Raw genomic sequence first — 19,386 nt, 5'->3', positions numbered from 1 at the left:
TGCTGCCCGGACGTCAGGGGAGTCCCGCCCAGGGGACTGAGAGGCTGACAGGGACCGTCTTATAGCGGTTCCGGTGAAGCGACCCTTTGAACCTGACCCAGTTGATACTGGCGTAGGAAGACCGAAGGGCATTTCCCCATACGCAGATCGCGGGGTGGTCCTTTCGGGCCACCCGGCCCTTTTCGCATCTCGCGGGGCCGTTGGCCCCTTTCTGCTTCCGAGCTCGGCTGGGTCTCTGCTCAGGGAGAACGAGATGAGCCAGACCCTTCCCACTATCACCACCGGCCCTCTGCCCGGATCGCGCAAGATCCATGTTCCGGGGCAGGTGCACGATATTCGTGTGCCGATGCGCGAAATCGCGGTTTCAAACGAGGCACCGCTGATCGTCTATGACAGCTCTGGCCCCTATACGGATGCCGGGGTGCAGGCCGATATCGCGCGTGGTCTGCCCGATCTGCGCGGCGACTGGCAGTTGCGGCGCGGTGATGTGGCCTCCTATCCGGGCCGTCCCGTGACTGCTGCCGACAACGGGTTTGCCGAGGGCGCGCGCCTGACCCCTGCATTCCCTGAACGCCGCGATCCGCTGCGCGCGGTTGGGGACCGGGCAATTACTCAGCTTGCCTATGCTCGTGCGGGCATCGTCACGCCAGAAATGGAATTTGTCGCCATCCGCGAGAATGAAGGCAGGTTGGCCGCCCATATTCGCGATGGTGATCCAATGGGCGCGGATCTGCCCGATCTGGTGACGCCCGAGTTCGTGCGGGCCGAGATCGCTGCCGGTCGTGCGATCATCCCGGCCAATATCAACCATCGTGAGCTTGAGCCGATGATCATTGGCCGCAATTTTCGCGTCAAGGTGAATGCCAATATCGGCAATTCCGCCGTCACCTCCAGCATGGAGGAAGAGGTTGAAAAGATGGTCTGGGCGATCCGCTGGGGCGCCGATACTGTCATGGACCTTTCGACCGGGCGCAATATTCACAACATCCGCGACTGGATCATCCGCAACGCTCCGGTCCCGATTGGTACGGTTCCGCTGTATCAGGCACTGGAAAAGGTCGGCGGCGTCGCCGAGGATCTGAGTTGGGAGATTTACCGCGATACGCTGATCGAGCAGGCCGAACAGGGCGTCGATTACTTTACCATCCATGCCGGGGTGCGCCTGCATATGATCCCGCTGACTGCGCGCAGGGTGACGGGGATCGTCAGTCGCGGAGGCTCGATCATGGCGAAATGGTGTCTGCATCACCACCGTGAGAGCTTTCTCTATGAGAATTTTGAGGAAATCTGCGACATCATGCGTGCCTATGATGTCAGCTTCAGTCTGGGCGACGGGTTGCGCCCCGGTTCGATCGCTGATGCCAATGACGAGGCGCAATTCGCCGAGCTTCGCACCTTGGGTGAGCTGACCAAAATCGCATGGGCCAGGGATTGCCAGGTGATGATCGAGGGGCCGGGCCATGTGCCCATGCATAAGATCAAGGCGAATATGGATGAGCAGCAGCGCCATTGCCATGACGCGCCCTTCTATACGCTTGGGCCGCTGACCACCGATATCGCGCCGGGCTATGATCATATCACCTCGGGCATTGGCGCGGCGATGATTGGCTGGTTCGGGACCGCGATGCTTTGCTATGTCACGCCCAAGGAACATCTGGGTCTGCCCGACCGTGACGACGTCAAAACCGGTGTGATCACTTACAAGCTGGCCGCTCATGCCGCCGATCTGGCCAAGGGTCATCCCGGGGCGCGTCTGCGCGATGACGCCTTGTCGCGGGCACGGTTCGAGTTTCGCTGGGAGGATCAGTTCAACCTTGGCCTTGACCCTGACACCGCACGCGCCATGCATGACGAGACCATGCCGAAAGAGGCGCATAAGCTTGCGCATTTCTGCTCGATGTGCGGGCCCAAGTTCTGCTCGATGCGCATTTCGCACGACATCCGGGCCGAGGCCGAGCGTCAGGCCGGCATGGAGGAAATGGCCGAAAAATTCCGACAGGGCGGGGCGCTGTATCTGCCCGCGAAAGACGTCGCCGTGACCGAGGCGGGCTGACCTCGGCGCAGCAACCAGAGGCGGCCAGAGCCTTACTGGCCGCTTCCTTCTGACGCGGGGGCGGGGTCTTTTCCAGCTATGGTTTCGGTGGCACTGGGGCGTGGGATTGAATAGAGGTCATCCCATAGGCCGGCCTGGCCGGCTGCGGTTTAAAGAAGCAAAAGCGAGACGACCCATGGTGAATGTCCCGGAAGTGACCGGCTTCTACGAGGCGCGCACCGGCTCGGTGCAATATGTCGTAGCCGACCCCGAGACCGGAAAATGCGCCATCATCGACCCGGTGCTGGATTATGACGAGAAATCCGGTGCCACCGCCACCATCGAGGCCGACCGCATCCTTAGCTTTATCGCTGATAAAGGCTATGAGGTTCAGTGGATTCTGGATACCCATCCCCATGCCGACCACTTCTCGGCCGCCGATTACCTGCGTAGCAAGACCGGCGCCCCGACCGCCATCGGCGAAAAGATTGTCGAGGTGCAAAACCTGTGGAAGGATTTCTATAACTGGCCTGATTTCCCTGCCGATGGCTCGCAATGGGACAAGCTGTTTGCTGCGGGTGAGCGGTTCTCGGTCGGCAATATCCCCGCCCATGTGATGTTTTCACCGGGCCATACGCTGGCCTCGGTCACCTATGTCGTCGGGGATGCGGCCTTTGTGCATGACACGCTGTTCATGCCTGACAGCGGCACTGCCCGTGCCGATTTCCCGGGCGGAGATGCACATGTCCTGTGGCGATCGATTCAGGATATCCTGTCCCTGCCGGATGAGACGCGGATTTTCACCGGCCACGATTACTGTCAGGGCGGACGCGAGGCGCGCTGGCAATCGACCGTGGCCAAGCAGCGGACAACGAATATCCACCTGTCGCAGCGGCCGACCGAGGATGAATTCGTGGCCCTGCGCGAGGCCCGCGACCGCACCCTGCCAATGCCCAAGCTGATCCTGCATGCGCTGCAAATCAACATCAACGCCGGGCGTCTGCCCGAACCCGAGGCGAACGGGCGGCGCTATCTGAAAATCCCGCTGGACCTGTTGCAGGCCCCCTGGAAATAGCTGGGAAAAGTCAGGTGCTTGCGCTTGATCCGCCCCGGTGCTGATCTGCTATTGTCCAAAGGACGAGGGCAGGGAGTTTGGGTGTGAGACGAGTGCGGGGCTGGTTGCCCATTCTGGACTGGGGCAGGCGCTATGACGGCGCGACTTTCACCGCCGACCTGCTGGCGGCGGTGATCGTGACGATCATGCTGATTCCGCAAGGGCTTGGTTATGCCATGCTTGCCAACCTGCCGCCCGAGGCTGGGCTTTACGCCTCGATCCTGCCTTTGCTGGCCTATGCGGCCTTTGGCTCATCGCGCACGCTGGCGGTGGGGCCGGTCGCGGTGGTGTCGCTGATGACGGCCTCGGCTGTTGCGCCGGTGGTCGATGCCGGACTTGCCGATGCCGTCTCAGCTGCGGTGACGCTGGCAGCGCTTTCCGGTGCGATGCTGGTGGTGATGGGCATTTTGCGGCTGGGGTTTCTGGCGCATTTTCTTAGCCATCCGGTGATCTCGGGCTTTATCACCGCGTCGGGCATCCTGATCGCGGCGGGGCAGCTGCATCACATCCTCGGCACGCCGGGCGGTGGCGGCACCCTGCCACAGATCCTGTTCGCATTGGTGGCGCAGGCAGGCGAGATCAATCCCGGGACTGTGATCCTCGGGACTGGGGTGCTGGTCTTTCTTTACCTCTCGCGCCGCTATCTCAAAGGCTGGCTGACGCTTGCCGGGGTTGGGCCGCGTCTTGCCGATGGCATTGCGCGGGCGGCGCCGATCCTTGCCATTGCCGCGACCATCGGACTGACCCGCTGGCTGGATCTGGGGGGACAGGGTGTGGCGCTGATCGGTGCGATTCCACGCGGTCTGCCCAGCCCTGGCTTGCCGGTTCTTTCCTATGATCTGGTGGTGGCGCTGATCCCGGCGGCGCTGCTGATTTCGGTTGTGGGTTTTGTTGAATCCGTTTCTGTCGCACAGACGCTTGCTGCGCGGCGGCGCGAACGGATCGAGCCGGATCAAGAACTGGTCGGGCTTGGCGCCGCCAATATTGCTGCGGCGCTGACCTCGGGCTATCCGGTCACCGGGGGATTTGCCCGCTCGGTGGTGAACTTCGATGCCGGCGCGCGCACCCCTGCTGCAGGCGTGTTCACGGCTGTCGGCATCGCGCTGGCAACGCTGTTTCTGACCCCGGCGCTGGCCGATCTGCCACAGGCGACGCTGGCCGCGACCATCATCCTTGCGGTGCTGACACTGGTCGATTTCAGCGCGGTGATCCGTACCTTGCGCTATTGCCGCTCGGACGGGGCGGCGATGCTCACAACGATCCTTGTCACCCTGACCCTTGGCGTCGAAGAGGGTATCACCGCCGGGGTGCTTTTGTCGCTGATCTTGCAGCAATGGCGTAGTTCACACCCGCATTCCGCTGTCGTCGGGCAGGTGCCTGGGACCGAGCATTACCGCAATATTGAGCGTCACCGTGTTATCACCCATCCCCGGATCCTGTCCCTGCGGGTGGATGAAAGCCTGTATTTCGCCAATGCCCGCTTTCTTGAAGATCGCATCGCCGCATTGGTGGCCGACCGTTCTGGGCTGCGCCATGTGGTCCTGATGTGTCCGGCGGTGAATGACATTGATGCCAGCGCGCTGGAAAGCCTCGAAGAGATCAACCGTCGGCTTGCCGAGACAGGCATCCATTTCCACCTTTCAGAGGTGAAGGGGCCGGTAATGGACCGGCTGCAGCGCAGCCGGTTCCTTGACCATCTGACCGGGCAGGTGTTTCTGAGCCAGCATGAGGCGATGTGCCGGCTAGCAGGTGTGGGTTGCGGGGCCGAGGCGCTTTAGCGGCCGCGGTGATAGGCCGGCACGCCCCACCAATGCTGGGTGCGTTCGCAGTGATAGGCGATGGCCTCGACCGCAGCGGATATATCGCGGCGCTCGACCGCATCAATGATTGCCAGATGTTCTTCCATGGCCGAAAGGATACGCTCTTGCACAAAGGGGCGCACGCGCTGAAGTATCGCGATGCGGATCCGGTTGCTGTCATAGCAACTGCGCAGCAGCGGATTATTCAGCCCTCCGGCCAGAAAGTCATGCAGCGACAGATCGACTGCAATCGCATTCGGTGACAGCTCTGGTGTGGCCGCGCCACGGGCGGCAGCCAGCATCTGCTCATGCGCCTGACGTAGTGCGCCCAGCGGGGCGAGCTCGTCACCGTCCAGAATGCGGCGCCGCGCACCTTCTTGATCCAGCACCATGCGCATGTCGAGACTGTCGCGGATCGTCCCGGGCCGGGCGTCCATGATCTGGACCCCCCGCTTGGGAATAATCTCAAGCCAACCCGAGCTGCTGGCATGGCGCGCGGCCTCGCGCACCGCGGCCAATGGCAGTTTCAGGATATCGACCAGCTGAGGCATCGACAGGAATTGGCCGGCATGCAATTCGCCGTGGCGCAAAGCTTCGGCCAGCGCGACCTGTGCGCGCGTATTAAGCATTCCATCCATTCAGTCCCCCCGTTGGCGCCAGTCTGTCTGATTCAGCTACGGAGAATTTTCAATAATTCCGATATGGTGTTATGCGACATGCTAAATAGACGCTTAGTAAAGATATCATCTAACATTTCAGGTGCAAGCTCAATGCGGGAAGCTTGTCGTGCCGGGTAAGGCCGGCTGCCAGAGGAACGGGAGGGAACCATGGCACCAACTGTGGCTGAGGGGCGTCGCATGGCGACGCGCCCCGCAAAAGGGCTTTTGCGTCGGCCGATCAACGGGCGCAATCTTGCGGATCAACGGATTACGGCGCGGGGATGCTTCTGCCCGAAATGGAAGGGGCAGTAATGGCCAGTATCAAGACCGCCGAGACCGGCCATGATCCCCTGCAGGGCGTCACGCTGTCCGAAACCATTCCGCCCGACGTGTCGCCCGGGCTTTACAACCGTGACCTTGCGCCCACCCAGCAGCAAGGCCGTACGTGGAGCGCCTATAACATCTTTGCCCTCTGGGCTAATGACGTGCACAGCCTTGGCAATTACTCTTTTGCCATCGGGCTTTTCGCGCTTGGCCTTGGCGGCTGGCAGATCCTGACCGCGCTTAGCTTTGGCGCGCTGTTTCTGTTCATCCTGCTGACCATGTCGGGCTATATGGGCATCAAGACCGGGGTGCCTTTCCCGGTGATGAGCCGCATCAGCTTTGGTACCCGTGGCGCGCAGATCCCGGCCCTGATCCGTGGTGGTGTCGCCATCGTCTGGTTCGGGATCCAGACCTATCTGGCCTCGATGGTGCTGGATGTGCTGTTGATCGCGCTGATCCCCGGCCTTGCGCCTCTGGCGCAGCAGATGGTGCTGGGCCTGTCGGTGCTGGGCTGGATCAGCTTCAGCATTCTTTGGGTGGTTCAGGTCATCATCGCCTGTTACGGGATGGAGAGCATCCGCAAATACGAAGCCTGCGCCGGCCCGGTCATTCTTGTGACCTTTGTCGCGCTGGCGGGCTGGGTACTCTACAGCGCGGGCGGAGAGCTGCGCTGGTCGCCGCCGAATGCGCTGAGTGGCGGGGCGATGTGGGCACAGATCCTGGGTGCTGCTTCGCTTTGGGTGGCGATCTATGGCACCTTCGTTCTGAACTTTTGTGACTTTACCCGCGGGGCCGTTTCGCGCCGGGCGGTGGTCATGGGCAATTTCTGGGGCATCCCGATCAACATGCTGATCTTTGGCATGATCGTGGTGATCCTGACCGGCGGCCAGTTGGTGATAGATGGTACCCTGATCCAAAGCCCGACCGATGTCGTGCAAAAGATCCCCAGCAAGCCGCTGCTGATCATCGCCAGCCTGTCGCTGCTGATCCTGACCATCGCGGTGAACCTGATGGCGAACTTTGTCGCTCCGGCCTTTGCGCTGGCGAACCTGCTGCCGCGCCATCTGGACTTTCGCCGCGCTGCGGTGGTCAGCGCGATCATCGGCTTTGCGATCCTGCCCTGGAACCTTTATAACTCGCCGATCGTCATCGTCTATTTCCTTGGCGGGCTTGGAGCCTTTCTTGGGCCGCTTTTCGGGATCGTGATGGCGGATTACTGGTTGATCCGCAAACAGCAGGTGGATGTGCCGTCGCTTTACATCGACGACGCCAGCGGCCCCTATCACTATGTGGGTGGCTTTAATCCGGCTGCCATCAAGGCGCTGATCCCCTCGGCTGCGATCTCGTTGCTGATTGCCTTCCTGCCGGCGCTGCATGCGCTTTCGCAATTCTCGTGGTTCATCGCTGCGGGACTGGGCGCGCTGTTTTACTGGCTCATCGCGCCCAAGGGGCTGAGCTATGTCGACCGGGATGGCGAGGCCATTGCCGTGGCGACCAACCACTGACCCGAGACGGAGAAGACATGCGTATTCTTGTAGTGAACGTGAACACGACCGAGACGATGACCCATGGCATCGGCGTGCAGGCCCAAAAGGCTGCTGCGCCGGGGACCGAGATCGTCGCCCTGACCCCGCGCTTTGGCGCGGAGTCAGTCGAGGGCAATTTTGAAAGCTACCTTGCCGCCGTCGGCGTCATGGATGCGGTCATGCGCTACGATCAGCCCTTTGATGCGGTCATTCAGGCGGGGTATGGCGAACATGGCCGCGAAGGGCTGCAAGAACTGCTTGAAGTTCCGGTCGTCGATATCACCGAGGCGGCTGCTTCAACGGCCATGTTCCTTGGCCATAAATATTCCGTGGTAACGACGCTGGATCGCGCTGTTCCGCTGATCGAGGATCGGCTGAAGCTGGCCGGGCTAGATGCGCGCTGCGCCTCGGTCCGGGCCAGCGGCATGGCGGTTCTTGAACTGGAAACACAGCCCGAGCGCGCGGTAGAGGCCATCGTCGAACAGGCTGCCGCCGCCGTCACCAATGATCATGCCGAGGTGATCTGCCTTGGTTGTGGTGGCATGGCTGAGCTTGAGCAAAAAGTCCGCGAACGGACCGGGGTGCCTGTGGTGGATGGTGTCGCCGCCGCCGTCACCATTGCCGAGTCGCTGGTGCGGTTGGGCCTCAAGACCTCGAAAGTGCGAACCTATGCCCCGCCCCGGCCCAAGCGGATCACCGGATTTCCCCTGACCGGACTTTAGGCACCAAGGGCAAACGCAGGGTCGGGGCATAGGATCTGTGCTCCGGCCCTTTCTTATGGCCTGTCGCGGCCTTTGTGCAAATGAAACGGGCGGCAACTGGATCACAGTCGCCGCCCGTTCAATTTCTCAAGGCTCGCCCTGATCGGGGGCCTTAGCTCATTTCGCGCAACACATATTGAACGATGCGCTCGGCAGCCTCTTCGGGCGTCAGATCGACCGTGTTTACGGTCAGCTCGGCCTGCTGCGGCTGCTCATAGGGGCTGTCGATACCGGTAAAGTTCTTCAGCTGGCCCGACCGCGCTTTTTTATACAGGCCCTTGACGTCGCGCGCCTCGGCAACCTCCAGAGGCGTATCAACAAAGACCTCGACGAATTCGCCCGGCAACATCAGGTCACGTACCATCTGCCGTTCGGACCGGAAGGGCGAGATAAAGGCTGTCAGCACGATCAGCCCGGCATCGGCCATCAGTTTGGCGACCTCACCCACGCGGCGGATGTTTTCAACCCGGTCGGCATCGGTAAAGCCAAGGTCGCGGTTCAGCCCGTGGCGGATGTTGTCGCCATCCAGCAGGAAGGTGTGCTTGCCAAGGGCATGCAGCTTTTTCTCGACGATGTTGGCAATGGTCGACTTGCCCGAGCCCGAAAGACCGGTGAACCAGATCACTGCGGGCTTTTGGTTTTTCAGCGCGGCGTGTGCCTCGCGGTTGACGTCCAGTGCCTGCCAGTGGATGTTTTGCGACCGGCGCAGGGCGAAATGGATCATCCCCGCTGCGACCGTTGCATTGGTCATGCGGTCGATCAGGATGAAACCGCCAAGATCGACGTTCTGGGCATAGGCCTCAAAGGGGATCGGACGGTCGGTCGAGATATTGACCACGCCGATTGCGTTCAGCCCCAGCGTCTTGCTGGCCAGATGGTCCAGCGTGTTGACGTTAACTTCATATTTCGGCTCGGTGACGGTCGCGGTGACCATCTGGGTACCGATTTTCAGCAGGTAGGGACGGCCCGGCAGCATCTCTTGCTCGGCCGTCCAGACCAGCGTCGCCTCGAACTGGTCGGCAACCTCGCAGGGCTCGTCGGATTGGACGATGACATCGCCGCGCGAACAGTCGATCTCATCAGCAAAGGTCAGGGTGATCGACTGACCAGCGACAGCCTTTTCCAGCTCGCCGTCATAGGTGACGATGGATTTGACCGTGGTCGTCTTGCCCGAAGGCAGCACCCGGATCGCATCGCCCGGCCGCACGACGCCCGCGCTGATCTGTCCGGCAAAGCCGCGGAAGTCGAGGTTCGGCCGGTTCACCCATTGCACCGCCATGCGGAACGGATGTTCAAGCATCTGCTGGTCGCTGACCGGTGCTTCTTCCAGGTGGCCAAGCAATGTCGGCCCCTGGTACCAGGGCATGTTCGCGCTTTTCTCGACGATATTGTCGCCCTTGAGACCCGAAATCGGGATCGGCAGAAAGCTGTCCATGCCGATCTGTTTGGCAAAATGCGAATAATCCGCGACGATGTCGTAGAACCGCTCTGCCGAGTAATCGACAAGGTCCATCTTGTTCACTGCCAGCACCACGTTTTTGATGCCAAGCAGGTTTACCAGATAGCTGTGCCGCCGCGTCTGGGTCAGCACGCCCTGGCGCGCGTCGATCAGGATCACCGCAAGGTCGGCGGTCGAGGCGCCGGTAACCATGTTACGGGTGTACTGTTCGTGCCCGGGGGTGTCGGCGACGATGAACTTGCGCTTGTCCGTAGCAAAGAAACGATAGGCAACGTCGATGGTGATGCCCTGTTCGCGCTCGGCTGCAAGACCATCGACAAGCAGCGCAAAGTCGATCTCGCCACCCTGAGTGCCGACGACCTTTGAATCGCTTTCAAGGCTCGCAAGCTGGTCTTCAAAGATCATCTTGCTGTCATAAAGCAGGCGGCCGATCAGCGTCGACTTGCCATCATCGACCGAGCCGCAGGTGATGAAGCGCAGCATGGTCTTGTGCTGATGTTTCAGCAGATAGGCGTCGATGTCTTGTGCGATCAGCGCATCGGCGATGTAGGCGGGGTCTTTCATTTCGTTGTTCATCTCAGAAATACCCCTCTTGTTTCTTCTTTTCCATCGAAGCGGACTGGTCGTGGTCGATGGCGCGGCCCTGACGTTCCGAAGTGGTGGTCAGCAGCATTTCCTGAATCACCTCGGGCAGGGTACGGGCGTTGGATTCCACTGCGCCGGTCAGCGGATAGCAACCCAGCGTACGGAAGCGGACCGATTTGATCATCGGCTCTTCGCCTTCGCGCAGCGGGAAACGGTCGTCATCGACCATGATCAGCAGGCCGTCACGCTCGACCACCGGGCGCGGTTCCGAGAAATACAGCGGGACGATCTCGATGTTCTCAAGGTGAATGTATTGCCAGATGTCGAGTTCGGTCCAGTTCGACAGCGGGAATACGCGGATCGACTCACCCTTGCCCTTGCGGGTGTTATAAAGCTTCCACAGCTCGGGGCGCTGGTTCTTGGGGTCCCAACGGTGATTGGCCGAGCGGAACGAGAACACCCGCTCTTTGGCACGCGACTTTTCCTCGTCGCGGCGGGCACCGCCAAAGGCGACATCGAAATTGTATTTGGTCAGGGCCTGTTTCAGACCGTCGGTCTTCCACATGTCGGTATGCAGGCTGCCATGGTCAAAGGGGTTGATACCCTTTTCCAGCGCCTCGGGGTTATGGTGTACGATCAGCTCCATTCCCGCTGCCTGTGCGGCGCGGTCGCGCAGATCATACATGGCCCGGAATTTCCAGGTCGTGTCCACATGCAACAGCGGGAAGGGCGGCGGGGCAGGGTAGAAAGCCTTTTTCGCCAGATGCAGCATACAGGCCGAATCCTTGCCGATAGAATACAGCATCACCGGGTTGTCGGCAGTGGCCACGACCTCGCGCATGATCTGGATGCTTTCGGCCTCAAGCCTCTGAAGATGGGTCAGGGTATCGGCCTGACCCCCGGTGTTGATGACGGATTGGCTGTTCATCTGCATGGCCCTTCTTAGGATGCGCCGTCCTTTGCCAGATTTTCTCGGGAATACCAAGCCCGAGCGATGGTTAACGCTGCCTGCGCCTGTAAATCATCGGTTTTGTTGCCGCGTTGCGGCAGCAGAGGACCTGAAATTTCTTTGGGTTGATTATAATTTTAAATATTCTTCCTTGAGTTGTGCGATCCTGCCTGAGAATCTTCGTTTAAACGCGGTTTGCCGCTGATCCGCGGACAGCGACGTACCATTACGCCATGGAAACCGCGCACATGCCATGCTGTTATGCACTGCAATTGCTGCATTATGCAGCGAATCATGCAGCAATGCCGCGCACGAACATTCGTTTGTGTATAAAAACGATCATAAACGAAAATTCTCGCTTGACTGGTATTACATCACCGTTACATCTTTCGGCTATCAAAAGCGGTGCGAAACGACGGAAGGGAATCGGCGTGTCAACACCAGCACGGCCCGAGGCTGACCTTTTCATCATTGGCGGTGGAATCAACGGTTGCGGCATCGCGCGGGACGCGGTGGGGCGTGGCCTCTCGGTCACGCTGGCCGAGATGGGCGATCTGGCGCAGGCGACCTCTTCGGCCTCGACCAAGCTTTTTCATGGTGGCTTGCGCTACCTTGAATTCTTTGAGTTCCGCCTGGTCCGTGAGGCGCTGGAAGAGCGCGAGACGCTGCTGACCGCCATGCCGCATATCTCATGGCCTATGCGTTTTGTGCTGCCCTATTCGCCGCAGATGCGGTTTGAAAGCGATACGCCGACATCGCGGCTTTTGTCGATGACGATGCCGTGGCTGCGCGGGCGTCGGCCGGCATGGCTGATCAGGCTGGGGCTGTTTCTTTATGACAATATGGGCGGGCGTCAGATCCTGCCGGGCACGAAACGGCTGGATCTGTCGCGTGATGCTGTTGGTCAGCCGCTTAGGCCCGGCTTCAGCCTGGGCTGGGAATATTCCGATTGCTGGGTGCAGGATGCGCGGCTTGTGGTGCTGAACGCGCGCGATGCTGCGGCGCGGGGCGCGACGATCATGACCCGGACCCGCGTCACCCACGCCGAGCGTGCCGAGGGGCTGTGGCGCATCACCACCGAAGGTCCCGAGGGTACACGCATTCATCACGCCCGCGCGCTGGTCAATGCTGGCGGGCCGTGGGTCGAGGATGTGATCCGCAATGTCGCGCATATCCCCTCGACCGAAGGTGTGCGCCTGGTGCGAGGCAGCCATATTGTCGTGCCGCGTCTTTATGATCACGATCGCTGCTATTTCTTCCAGGGTACGGATGGGCGGATCATCTTTTCCATTCCCTTTGAGGAAGATTTCACCCTGATCGGCACCACCGATATGGACCATCGCGGCGCCCCCGGTGAGGCGCGCTGTTCGGACGAAGAGCGGGATTATCTTTGCGCTTTTGCCAGCCAGTATTTTGCGCGTCCCGTGACGGCGGATCAGGTGGTCTGGACCTATTCTGGGGTGCGTCCGCTTTACAATGACGGCGCAAAATCGGCGACTGCGGCGACGCGGGACTATGTGCTTAGCCTGCATGATGAGGACGCGCCGCTGCTCAATGTCTTTGGCGGCAAGATCACCACCTATCGCCGGTTGGCGGAAAGCGCGATGGCAAAGCTTGTGCCATTCTTTCCGCAGGCGGGTGGGGACTGGACAGCTCGGGTGGCGCTGCCCGGCGGGGATTTTCCCGTGGACGGGGTTTCGGACCTGATCGCGCAGCTTCAGGCCAGCCATCCGTTCCTGTCCGGGCGTCTTGCCCGCAGGTTGGTGCGTACCTACGGTACCGAGGCGTTCTTGTTGCTGAACGGTGCCGACAGCATGGCCGCGTTGGGTCGTGATTTCGGCGCCGGTCTGACCGAGGCCGAGGTGATGTGGCTGATCCGTCACGAGTTTGCCCGGACCGCCGAGGATATCCTTTGGCGTCGTACCAAGCTGGGCCTGCACATGAATGAGGCGCAGCGCCACGAACTGGAGGCGTTCGTGGAGCAGCATCGTATCGCCTGAACCAGGGGCGGAGTATTAGGGGGAGGACCGCTTTGCTGGAACTGCAGGGCATATCCCGGTCGGTCGGGGGGAAGGTGCATATCCATCCCACCAACCTGACCTTGCAAAAAGGCAGCATGAATGTGCTGCTGGGCCCGACACTGGCTGGCAAGACCAGCCTGATGCGGCTGATGGCCGGGCTGGACCAGCCGACGACCGGCCGCATCCTTTGGGATGGCAGCGACGTCACCGGCCAGCGGGTTCAGGATCGTGGCGTCGCCATGGTCTATCAGCAATTCATCAACTATCCCGGCCTGACGGTCTATGAAAATATCGCCTCGCCGCTGCGCATTCTTGGCCGGCCCCGGGACGAGATTGACCGCAAGGTCCGCGAAACTGCCGATATGCTGCATCTGACGCCGATGCTCGGGCGTAAGCCGCTTGAGCTGTCGGGCGGCCAGCAGCAGCGTTGCGCATTGGCGCGGGCGCTGGTCAAGGGCGCGGGGCTTGTCCTGCTGGATGAGCCGCTGGCGAACCTTGACTACAAACTGCGCGAAGAGTTGCGGGTCGAGATTCCGCGTATCTTTGAGGCGTCGGGCGCGATCTTTGTCTATGCGACCACCGAGCCCGAAGAGGCGCTGTTGCTGGGCGGCAATACCGCCACGCTATGGCAGGGGCGGATAACGCAATTCGGGCCGACGCCGATTGTCTATCGCCAGCCGGTCGATGCGACCACGGCGCGGGTCTTCAGCGATCCGCCAATGAATTTCGTCGCTGCGCGCAAGCAAGATGGGGCTGTGACCTTGGGTGATAGTCAACTGCCGGCGGGCAGTTTCTCTGACCTGCCCGATGGCGCCTGTCTTGCGGGTTTTCGCGCCAACCACCTGTCGCTGACCCGTCCCGGCCCCGCCGCGGTCGAGTTCACCTGTACTCTGGCCGCGACCGAGATTACCGGCTCTGAGACCTTTGTTCATGTCGAGCATGGCGCTGATCGCTGGGTGGGTCTGGTCGAGGGGGTGCATCTTTTGACGCCCGGCCAGCCGCTTTCGGTCTGGCTGGATCCGGCGCATGTCTATCTGTTTGACGCGTCCGAGCGGCTGGTGGTGCCTGCCGCCTATGCGCTGGCGGGATGAGGGGATCATGGCACAGATCACGCTAAAGAACCTTGCCCACAGCTATCTGCCTAATCCTCAGTCCGAGACGGATTATGCGCTGAAAGAGATGGATCACGTCTGGCAGGACGGCGGCGCCTATGCGCTGCTCGGGTCCTCGGGCTGTGGCAAGACCACGCTTTTGAACATCATCTCGGGCCTGCTGACGCCCAGCCACGGGCGGGTGCTGTTTGGCGACCGCGACGTGACCGACGCGACGACGGCCGAGCGCAATATCGCCCAGGTGTTCCAGTTCCCGGTCGTCTATGACACGATGAACGTGCGCGATAACCTTGCCTTTCCGCTAAAGAACCGGGGCAAGGATGCGGCCTATATCAAGGCACGGGTGGACCAGATCGCCCGCATGATCGGCATGGAGGCCTGGCTGGACCGCAAGGCACAGGGCCTGACCGCCGATGCCAAGCAAAAGATCAGCCTTGGCCGGGGCATGGTTCGTGAGGACGTGAACGCGATCCTTTTTGACGAACCGCTGACCGTCATCGACCCGCATATGAAATGGGAGCTGCGTACCCAGCTCAAGGAGCTGCACCGCCAGTTCGGTCATACGATGATCTATGTCACCCACGATCAGACCGAAGCACTGACCTTTGCCCAGAAGGTCGTGGTCATGTACGAAGGCCGCGTTGTGCAGATGGGCACCCCCGAAGAACTGTTCGAACGTCCGGCACATACCTTTGTCGGCTATTTTATCGGCTCTCCGGGTATGAATTTCCTTGAGGCTGATGTTCAGGGCGACCGTGCCCTGTTGCCTGGGGGCGAGACGGTGATGCTGGGGGCGCATTATGGGCCCGTGGCAGGTCGGGTTCAGATAGGCATTCGTCCCGAACATGCGACGCTGGTTGCAAGCGGCGGGCTGCCGCTGACCATCCGGCGGATCGAAGATGTCGGGCGCCACCGCCTTGTCCGGGGCGAGGTGATGGGCCGCCCGCTTAACGTTGTCATGCCCGAAGGGATGCCGGTCGAAGGGCTGCCACAGGTCGCCTTCGCCCCGCAAAAAATCAACGTCTATGCTGATGACTGGCGCGTGGTGCCGCAGGAAGAAGGGGCGGCCTGATGGAAAAGACCCAAAACAACAAGGCGTGGTTTCTGGTCCTGCCGGTGCTGGTCATCGTCGCCTTTTCGGCGGTGATCCCGCTGATGACGGTGGTGAATTATTCGGTTAACGACACTTTCGGCAATAATGAGTTCTTCTGGGCCGGGCTCGAATGGTTTGACGAGATGGTCCACAGTTCGCGCCTGCATGAGGCGCTGGGGCGGCAGACGCTGTTCTCGGCCATCATTCTGGCGATCGAGGTGCCGCTGGGGATCTTCGTGGCGCTGAACATGCCCAAAAAGGGCTTCTGGGCCAGCCTTGTCCTCGTGCTGATGGCGTTGCCGCTGCTTATTCCGTTTAACGTCGTGGGGACGATCTGGCAGATTTTCGGGCGCACCGATATCGGCCTGCTCGGTCGTGGGCTCAAGGCGCTGGGGCTTGACTATAACTACACCAGCGATCCGTTGGACGCATGGATCACTGTGATTGTCATGGACGTCTGGCACTGGACCAGCCTGGTTGCGCTGCTGTGTTATGCCGGCCTGCAATCCATCCCGCAGGCCTATTATCAGGCGGCGCGGATTGATCAGGCCAGCCGCTGGGCGGTGTTTCGCTATATCGAACTGCCAAAGATGAAGGGCGTGCTGCTGATCGCCGTGCTTTTGCGCTTCATGGACAGTTTCATGATCTATACCGAGCCCTTTGTCGTAACCGGCGGCGGGCCGGGCAACTCGACGACCTTCCTGTCGATTGATCTGGTCAAGATGGCGGTCGGACAGTTCGACCTTGGCCCCGCTGCTGCCTTCTCGATCATGTATTTCCTTGTGATCTTGCTTGTCAGCTGGGTGTTCTACACCGTGATGACCAATCTGGACCGCAGCCAGACCGACATTCCGGAGGCCATGTGATGCGCATCAAGACCCCGACCGTGGTGATGGTTCTGTATCTGCTGTTCCTGATGCTGCCGATCTACTGGCTGGTAAACATGAGCCTGAAGACCAATGCCGAGATCACCGGCACCTTCAGCCTTTATCCGCATGAGCTGACCTTGCGCAATTACCGGGTAATCCTGACGGATCCCAGCTGGTACATGGGTTATGTCAACTCGATCATCTATGTGGTGATGAATACGGTGATTTCCGTCGCTGTGGCGCTGCCCGCGGCCTATGCTTTCAGCCGCTACAGCTTTATGGGTGACAAGCATCTGTTCTTTTGGCTGCTGACCAACCGCATGTCGCCGCCGGCGGTCTTTGCGCTGCCCTTTTTCCAGCTTTATTCCTCGGTAGGGCTGTTTGACACCCATATCGCGGTCGCCCTGGCGCACTGCCTTTTCAACGTGCCGCTGGCAGTCTGGATCCTGGAAGGTTTCATGCGTGGCGTGCCCAAAGAGATCGACGAGACCGCCTATATCGACGGCTACAGCTTTCCGCGCTTTTTCGTGCGCATCTTTATGCCGCTGATCGCCAGTGGCATCGGGGTCGCGGCTTTCTTTTGCTTCATGTTCAGCTGGGTCGAGCTGCTTTTGTCGCGCACCCTGACCTCAGTGAATGCCAAACCCATTGCCGCGACGATGACGCGCACCGTCTCGGCCTCGGGGATGGATTGGGGGGTGCTGGCGGCTGCCGGGGTTCTGACCATCATTCCCGGCGCGCTGGTGATCTGGTTTGTCCGCAACTACATCGCCAAGGGCTTTGCCCTGGGGAGGGTATGATGTCGAACGCTGCGATTGCGACGCACAAGCCCCGGGGCTGGGGCGCGATCTATACCCTTGCTGCTGTTATTCTGGCCGCTGCCCTTGCCTTTCTGGTCTGGGCAACGCCGGTCAGGGATGGTGCCAAGGATTGGTTTGCCCCGATGGTCCCCGGCGGATGGATGGCCTGGACCTTTCCGGTTGCGCTGTTTTTCTGGGTGATTGCCAGCCTTTTGGTTCTGTTCACCATCCTTGCCATCCGTTTCCCCGAGACACCGCGCCGCGGCATTCTGCGTATCGAGACGACGCGTGGGGACCGGTTGTTCATCTCGCTTCTTGGTTCGGCCTTCATCTGTCTGGGCTGGCTGTTTTTTGCCGGCTCGCCGTTATGGTGGGGGCTCGTCATTTGCCTGGCCTATGCCGCAGCGGTGTTTCGCTGGGTTTGACCGGGCTGGAACAGGGCTCCGGGGCGGCTGCGGCTGGCCCGGGGCGCGATAGGTTCAACGTCTCATTCCATAGGGAGGAAAACATGAGACCGATGCAAAGAACCACGGCCATGGCGCTTGCGCTCATGGTTCTGGGGATGCCCGCATGGGCGGATATGGAGGCCGCGAAGAAATTCCTGGATTCCGAGATCAGCGATCTCTCTTCGCTTTCTCGCGAGGATCAGGAAAAAGAGATGCAATGGTTCATCGACGCCGCCAAACCTCTGGCGGGGATGGAGATCAAGGTCGTCTCGGAAACCATTGCCACCCATGAATATGAGGCCAAGGTTCTGGCCCCGGCCTTTACGGCCATCACCGGTATCAAGGTCACCCATGATCTGATCGGCGAAGGCGACGTCGTTGAAAAGCTGCAAACGCAGATGCAGACCGGCGAGAATATCTATGACGCCTATGTCAACGACAGTGACCTGATCGGCACCCATTGGCGCTATCAGCAGGCCCGCAGCCTGACCAAATGGATGGCTGAAGAGGGGAAGGACTTTACCAGTCCTACGCTTGACCTTGATGACTTCCTTGGCATCAAGTTTACTACCGCCCCGGACGGAGAGCTGTATCAGCTGCCCGATCAGCAGTTCGCCAACCTTTACTGGTTCCGCTACGACTGGTTCAACGATCAAAAAACCAAGGACGATTTCAAGGCCAGATACGGCTATGATCTGGGTGTCCCGGTGAACTGGTCGGCCTATGAAGACATTGCCGAATTCTTCACCGGTCGTGACATGTCCTATATCGAGGGCGGCCCCACCAAAGCCTGGGGCAACATGGACTACGGCAAGAAAGACCCCTCGCTTGGCTGGCGCTATACCGATGCCTGGATGTCGATGGCCGGTATGGGCGACAAGGGCGACCCGAACGGGCTGCCGGTAGACGAATGGGGTATCCGCGTTGACGAGAACTCGCGTCCCGTCGGTTCTTGCGTGGCGCGCGGCGGTGCAACCAACGACGCGGCGGCGGTCTATGCAGTGACCAAGGCCATCGACTGGCTGAACAAATATACCCCGCCCGAGGCGATGGGCATGACCTTTGGCGAGGCAGGCCCGGTCCCGGCGCGCGGCGATATCGCCCAGCAGATGTTCTGGTACACGGCCTTTACCGCCGATATGGTCAAGCCCGGCACCCCGGTCGTGAACGAGGACGGCACGCCGAAATGGCGCATGGCCCCCAGCCCGCATGGCGCCTATTGGTCCGAAGGCACCAAGATCGGCTATCAGGATGTGGGTTCATGGACGCTGATGAAATCGACCCCGGTGGATCGTGCGCAGGCCGCATGGCTTTACGCGCAATTCGTGACCTCCAAGACTGTCGATGTGAAAAAATCCCATGTCGGGCTGACCTTCATTCGTGAATCGACGGTGCAGGACAAGTCCTTTACCGAGCGGGCGCCGAAACTTGGCGGTCTGGTCGAATTCTATCGCTCACCTGCCCGGGTGCAGTGGTCGCCGACCGGCACGAACATTCCCGATTATCCCAAGCTTGCCCAGCTGTGGTGGCAGAACATCGGCGATGCGCTGTCGGGTGCCAAGACCCCGCAAGAGGCGCTTGATGCGCTGTGCGCCGAGCAAGAAAAAGTGCTGGCCCGGCTTGAGCGTTCGGGCGTGCAGGGCGATCTGGGTCCGAAACTGAATGAGGAAAAAGACCCGCAGGAATGGCTGGACGCCGAAGGCGCCCCCGTTGGCCCGATCGAGAACGAAAAGCCGCAGGGCGAGACGATCTCGTATGACGAACTGATCAAGTCCTGGCAGTAATGCCAATTGCCGGGGGGCGGGGCAGGGCCTTGCCCCCCGGTCTTCGATCCCGC

The 19,386-nt window shown here is 60.6% G+C and carries 15 protein-coding genes and 1 riboswitch; of the genes, 12 read left to right on the top strand and 3 right to left on the bottom strand.

Going from position 1 to position 19,386, the window contains the following annotated elements; all coding sequences use genetic code 11:
- The first annotated feature begins 5 nt into the window (after positions 1-5).
- Positions 6-136: riboswitch (TPP riboswitch) on the top strand.
- Positions 137-253: 117 nt separating this feature from the next.
- The 3 genes from thiC (at position 254) to F8A10_RS06180 (ending at position 4,924) form a co-directional block, all read left to right on the top strand.
- Positions 254-2,053, top strand: a complete 1,800-nt coding sequence (gene thiC / locus F8A10_RS06190; protein ID WP_152366922.1) for a phosphomethylpyrimidine synthase ThiC — start codon at positions 254-256, stop codon at positions 2,051-2,053.
- Between the two features lie 175 nt (positions 2,054-2,228).
- Positions 2,229-3,107: an MBL fold metallo-hydrolase gene (locus F8A10_RS06185; RefSeq protein ID WP_152366921.1), complete on the top strand. Its 879-nt coding sequence runs from the start codon at positions 2,229-2,231 to the stop codon at positions 3,105-3,107.
- A gap of 83 nt (positions 3,108-3,190) precedes the next feature.
- A complete protein-coding gene (locus F8A10_RS06180; protein WP_193668085.1) occupies positions 3,191-4,924 on the top strand; it encodes a SulP family inorganic anion transporter in 1,734 nt (577 codons plus the stop codon).
- Here the strand turns inward: F8A10_RS06180 and F8A10_RS06175 are convergent.
- On the bottom strand, positions 4,921-5,574 hold the full coding sequence (locus F8A10_RS06175) for a GntR family transcriptional regulator (RefSeq protein WP_010396479.1): 654 nt from the start codon (positions 5,572-5,574) through the stop codon (positions 4,921-4,923). The genes F8A10_RS06180 and F8A10_RS06175 overlap by 4 nt on opposite strands.
- Positions 5,575-5,915: 341 nt before the next feature.
- Between F8A10_RS06175 and F8A10_RS06170 the strand changes: the two genes are divergently transcribed.
- Entirely contained in the window at positions 5,916-7,433 is a 1,518-nt protein-coding gene (locus tag F8A10_RS06170; protein WP_202796780.1) for an NCS1 family nucleobase:cation symporter-1, read from the top strand.
- Positions 7,434-7,450: 17 nt separating this feature from the next.
- Positions 7,451-8,176, top strand: coding sequence for an aspartate/glutamate racemase family protein (locus F8A10_RS06165; RefSeq protein ID WP_010396475.1), 726 nt, complete (start codon positions 7,451-7,453; stop codon positions 8,174-8,176).
- A 151-nt stretch (positions 8,177-8,327) separates the two neighbouring features.
- Here F8A10_RS06165 and cysN read toward each other — a convergent pair whose 3' ends face one another.
- Positions 8,328-10,250, bottom strand: coding sequence for a sulfate adenylyltransferase subunit CysN (cysN, locus tag F8A10_RS06160; RefSeq protein ID WP_010396473.1), 1,923 nt, complete (start codon positions 10,248-10,250; stop codon positions 8,328-8,330).
- Position 10,251: 1 nt separating this feature from the next.
- On the bottom strand, positions 10,252-11,187 hold the full coding sequence (gene cysD / locus F8A10_RS06155) for a sulfate adenylyltransferase subunit CysD (protein ID WP_217809612.1): 936 nt from the start codon (positions 11,185-11,187) through the stop codon (positions 10,252-10,254).
- A gap of 452 nt (positions 11,188-11,639) precedes the next feature.
- Between cysD and glpD the strand changes: the two genes are divergently transcribed.
- The 7 genes from glpD to F8A10_RS06120 all read left to right on the top strand — a co-directional run bounded on the left by glpD (position 11,640) and on the right by F8A10_RS06120 (position 19,333).
- Complete coding sequence (glpD, locus tag F8A10_RS06150) at positions 11,640-13,208, top strand: glycerol-3-phosphate dehydrogenase (RefSeq protein WP_085502502.1); 1,569 nt, start codon at positions 11,640-11,642, stop codon at positions 13,206-13,208.
- 32 nt (positions 13,209-13,240) lie between these two features.
- A complete protein-coding gene (locus F8A10_RS06145; RefSeq protein ID WP_010396466.1) occupies positions 13,241-14,320 on the top strand; it encodes an ABC transporter ATP-binding protein in 1,080 nt (359 codons plus the stop codon).
- 7 nt (positions 14,321-14,327) lie between these two features.
- Positions 14,328-15,413 (top strand): ABC transporter ATP-binding protein, encoded by a 1,086-nt coding sequence (locus F8A10_RS06140; protein WP_152366920.1) that lies wholly within the window; start codon positions 14,328-14,330, stop codon positions 15,411-15,413.
- On the top strand, positions 15,413-16,300 hold the full coding sequence (locus tag F8A10_RS06135; protein ID WP_010396463.1) for a carbohydrate ABC transporter permease: 888 nt from the start codon (positions 15,413-15,415) through the stop codon (positions 16,298-16,300). Before F8A10_RS06140 ends, F8A10_RS06135 begins: the two co-directional genes overlap by 1 nt.
- Positions 16,300-17,103, top strand: coding sequence for a carbohydrate ABC transporter permease (locus F8A10_RS06130; protein WP_010396460.1), 804 nt, complete (start codon positions 16,300-16,302; stop codon positions 17,101-17,103). Before F8A10_RS06135 ends, F8A10_RS06130 begins: the two co-directional genes overlap by 1 nt.
- Positions 17,103-17,528, top strand: coding sequence for a DUF2160 domain-containing protein (locus tag F8A10_RS06125; protein WP_085502519.1), 426 nt, complete (start codon positions 17,103-17,105; stop codon positions 17,526-17,528). The genes F8A10_RS06130 and F8A10_RS06125 overlap by 1 nt, the downstream gene beginning before the upstream one ends.
- A 92-nt stretch (positions 17,529-17,620) precedes the next feature.
- Complete coding sequence (locus F8A10_RS06120; protein WP_010396455.1) at positions 17,621-19,333, top strand: ABC transporter substrate-binding protein; 1,713 nt, start codon at positions 17,621-17,623, stop codon at positions 19,331-19,333.
- Positions 19,334-19,386: the final 53 nt, after the last annotated feature.

The organism is Paracoccus kondratievae, from assembly GCF_009301415.1.
In the GTDB taxonomy this organism is placed as follows: Bacteria; Pseudomonadota; Alphaproteobacteria; order Rhodobacterales; family Rhodobacteraceae; genus Paracoccus; species Paracoccus kondratievae.
This window is presented reverse-complemented; position numbering and strand designations above follow the sequence as displayed.